Genomic DNA, 3,482 nt, shown 5'->3' on the forward strand with positions numbered 1-3,482 from the left:
GGCACCGGGCCGCCGGACTGCGCGGCAACGCCGACGCGTTCGGCGCATCCGCGGCCATCCTGGCGGGTGATCTTGCGCTGGTGTGGGCCGACGACCTCGTGGAGTCGGCGGGACTCGACACCAAGGCCCGGAGGGCCGTGGGCGAGCCCTGGCAGTCCATGCGAACCGAGACGATCGCCGGACAGTACCTCGACCTCTACGGACAGGGCACAGGCGTGGACTCCCCCGAGGAGTCGCTGCGGGTGGCGTACCTCAAGAGCGGCCTGTACACCGTCGAGCGCCCCCTTCATCTGGGCGCGGCGATGGCGGGCGCAGCCCCGGAGCTCATCGCCGCCCTGCGCCGTGCCGGGCGCAGCGCGGGCGTGGCCTTCCAGCTGCGGGACGATCTTCTCGGTGTCTTCGGCGGACCCGAGCACACCGGAAAGCCCGCGGGCGACGACATCAAGGACGGAGCCTCCACATACCTGGTGGCCATCGCCCTCCAGCGCGCCCGCGCACACAGCATGCACCGCGAGGAGCAGCAGCTGCGAGCCGCCCTGGGCAACGAGGCCCTCCTTCCCGCGGACCTCGAACGGGTCAGGCACCTGCTCACCGACCTCGGGGCCGTCGCCGCCGTCGAGGAGCGCATCGACCAGCTCACCGCATCCGCGCTCGGCGACCTGGACAAGGCGCAGCTCGAGCCGCCCGCGGGACAGCGGCTCGCCGAACTCGTACACGGCCTCTGCTTCACCCGCGGCTGACGGCGAGGCCGCCGACCGTCCACCCGCAGGGGCCCGACGCCCCGGAGAGGAAGGCACGATGAGGAGGCTGAGCGGACCCACCGACCACGTAGTGGTCGTCGGTGCCGGACTCTCGGGGCTGTCTGCCGCACTCCACCTGCTGGGCGCCGGACGACGCGTCACCGTGGTCGAACGGGGGGACTCACCAGGCGGACGGGCGGGACGGGAGGAGTTCGCCGGCTACCACCTCGACACCGGCCCGACGGTGCTCACACTGCCGCACCTCGTGGACGAGGCCATGGCAGCGGTCGGCGAACGGCTCGAAGACCACGTCGAGCTGATCCCGCTGGACCCCGCGTACCGCGCGGCCTTCGCCGACGGCTCGAGCCTCGACGTCCACACGGATCCGCACGCGATGGAAGCGGAGATCCGCCGCTTCGCCGGGCCGCGCGACGCCGCCGGCTACGTCCGGCTGCGCGCCTGGCTGGAGCGCATCCACCGCGTGCAGATGCGCAGCTTCATCGAAGCCAACTTCGACTCCCCCCTCGACCTGCTCACCCCGGACCTCGCCAGGCTGGCCGCCATGGGCGGTCTCTCCACGTGGGCGAGGCAGATCTCCCGGTTCGTCCGCGACGAACGGCTGCGCCGCGTCTTCACCTTCCAGTCCCTGTACGCAGGGGTGCCGCCCACCCGGGCCCTGGCCGCGTACGCCGTCATCGCCTACATGGACACCGTCGCCGGGGTGCACTTCCCCAAGGGCGGCATGCACGCGGTGCCCCGCGCGATGGCCGAGGCGGCCCTGCAGGCCGGGGCCACGTTCGCCTACGGCAGCACCGTCACGACACTCGAGCGTTCACCCGCCGGACGAGCTGTCGCGGTGCGCACAGCGGAAGGCGCCCGCATCGCGTGCGACGCCGTCGTGCTCAGCTGCGACCTGCCCGTGGCTCACCGGCTGCTGGGCGGAGGACCGAGGCGCCTGCTGCCGTTGAAGTACGCGCCCTCGGCGGTGGTCCTGCACATCGGCGGTGAGCGCAGCTGGCCCCAACTGGCCCATCACAACCTCTCCTTCGGCCGGTCCTGGCAGCGCACCTTCCGTGAGCTCACGCAGACCGGCGACGTGATGAGCGACCCGTCTCTGCTGATCACCACGCCCACCGTGACCGATCCGTCCCTCGCACCCCCCGGCCGTCACCTGCACTACGTCCTGGCGCCCTGCCCCAACCTGGCCACCGGGCCGCACGACTGGCGCAGCATCGCCCCCCGCTACCGGGACAGCCTCGTCTCGGAACTCCAGCGCCGCGGGCTGGACGGCTTCGGGGCGGAGCCCGAAGTGGAGCGGCTGGTCACCCCCGCGGACTGGGCGGCGCAACGGCACGCGGCGGGAACTCCGTTCTCCGCAGCTCACACCCTCGGGCAGACAGGGCCCTTCCGGCCCCGGAACCTCCCACGCGGCTGGCCCAACGTCGTCCTGGCGGGCTGCGGCACGACGCCGGGCGTGGGCGTGCCCACCGCTGTCATCTCCGGCAGGCTCGCCGCCGCCCGCATCACCGGACTCCCCGTCCACACCTCGACGCACCGCGCAGGCACCCGCCGGACCACGACCGCCCCGCTCGCCGGGAGCCCGGCATGACCGCCCGGGAGCTGGACGCCGCGGGCATCCACGACCCGCTGCTGCGCACGGCCTATGCGCGCTGCCGGCAGCTCAACGCCCGTAACGGGAAGACCTACTTCCTCGCCACGCGGCTGCTGACGCCGTCCCAGCGTCCCGCCGTCCACGCCCTGTACGGATTCGCCCGATGGGCCGACGACATCGTCGACGGCACCGACCCGGCGTCGGCGCCGCAGCAGCCCGGGGAACGGCTCGACGATCTCGACGCCGCGCTGCGCGACGCGCTGCACAGCAGGGTCAGCACGCATCCCGTGATCGCGGCACTCGCCGACACCGCCACCCGCTACCGCATCGCGACCCGTCACTTCACCGACTTCATGCGCTCCATGCGTATGGACCTGCACGTCACCGACTACCCGACCTTCGAGGATCTGCGCGGCTACATGCACGGGTCGGCCGCCGTCATCGGTCTCCAGGTGCTCCCCGTGCTCGGCACCGTCGTCCCGCGGGCGCAGGCCGCACCGCACGCCGCATCGCTCGGCCTCGCCTTCCAGCTGACCAACTTCCTGCGGGACGTGGGGGAGGACCTGGACCGCGGCCGGATCTACCTCCCGCAGGACCGGCTCGCCGCCCTGGGAGTCGACCGCGAGCTGCTGAACTGGTGCCGCCGCACAGGCCGTACCGACCGCCGCGTCCGCACCGCCCTGCGCGACCTGAGCGCCACCACGCGCGGCATCTACCGGCACGCGGCCGACGGCATCCCCATGCTGCATCCCGTCTCCCGGCCCTGCGTGCAGACCGCGTTCACCCTCTACCGCGCCATCCTCGACGAGATCGAGGCGGCCGACTTCGCGATCATCCACCGGCGGACGGCCGTACCCCGCCGCAGGAGAGCGGCCGTGGCCCTGAGGGGGCTGGCCGGGATCGGTGTCCACCGTGCCCGCCACGTGCTGCGGCCCGGGCCGGCCACGATGCCGTCCACTCCGGCGACGCACGGGCCGGAACCCCGGCTCAGGGTTCCCACATGACGTCCGCACGCGTCACGGACTCCGCAGGCCGCCGGGCGACGGCGCTCGCACGGTCTCGCGTGATGACCATGCTGCCCGGCCTCAAGTGGGAGCAGCAGGAGCCCACTTGGCGCGCGGCCCGACCCG

At 73.1% G+C, this 3,482-nt stretch carries 3 protein-coding genes; all 3 read left to right on the forward strand.

Features of this window, described 5'->3' with window-relative positions; all coding sequences use genetic code 11:
- Nucleotides 1-740: polyprenyl synthetase family protein (locus H5J26_RS29455; RefSeq protein ID WP_181769014.1), on the forward strand; the 740-nt coding region annotated here is incomplete at its 5' end.
- Nucleotides 741-798: 58 nt separating this feature from the next.
- Nucleotides 799-2,349, forward strand: a complete 1,551-nt coding sequence (crtI, locus tag H5J26_RS29460; RefSeq protein ID WP_181769015.1) for a phytoene desaturase family protein — start codon at nucleotides 799-801, stop codon at nucleotides 2,347-2,349.
- Nucleotides 2,346-3,356 (forward strand): phytoene/squalene synthase family protein, encoded by a 1,011-nt coding sequence (locus H5J26_RS29465; RefSeq protein ID WP_181769016.1) that lies wholly within the window; start codon nucleotides 2,346-2,348, stop codon nucleotides 3,354-3,356. Before crtI ends, H5J26_RS29465 begins: the two co-directional genes overlap by 4 nt.
- The last annotated feature ends 126 nt before the right edge of the window (nucleotides 3,357-3,482 follow it).

Origin of the sequence: Streptomyces albidus (ex Kaewkla and Franco 2022) (assembly GCF_013870515.1) — a bacterium.
Lineage (GTDB): Bacteria > Actinomycetota > Actinomycetes > Streptomycetales > Streptomycetaceae > Streptomyces > Streptomyces albidus.

Coding starts and splice junctions, on each gene's coding strand:
- crtI (WP_181769015.1), top strand. CDS start 799: ATGAGGAGGCTGAGCGGACCCACCGACCACGTAGTGGTCGTCGGTGCC.
- H5J26_RS29465 (WP_181769016.1), top strand. CDS start 2,346: ATGACCGCCCGGGAGCTGGACGCCGCGGGCATCCACGACCCGCTGCTG.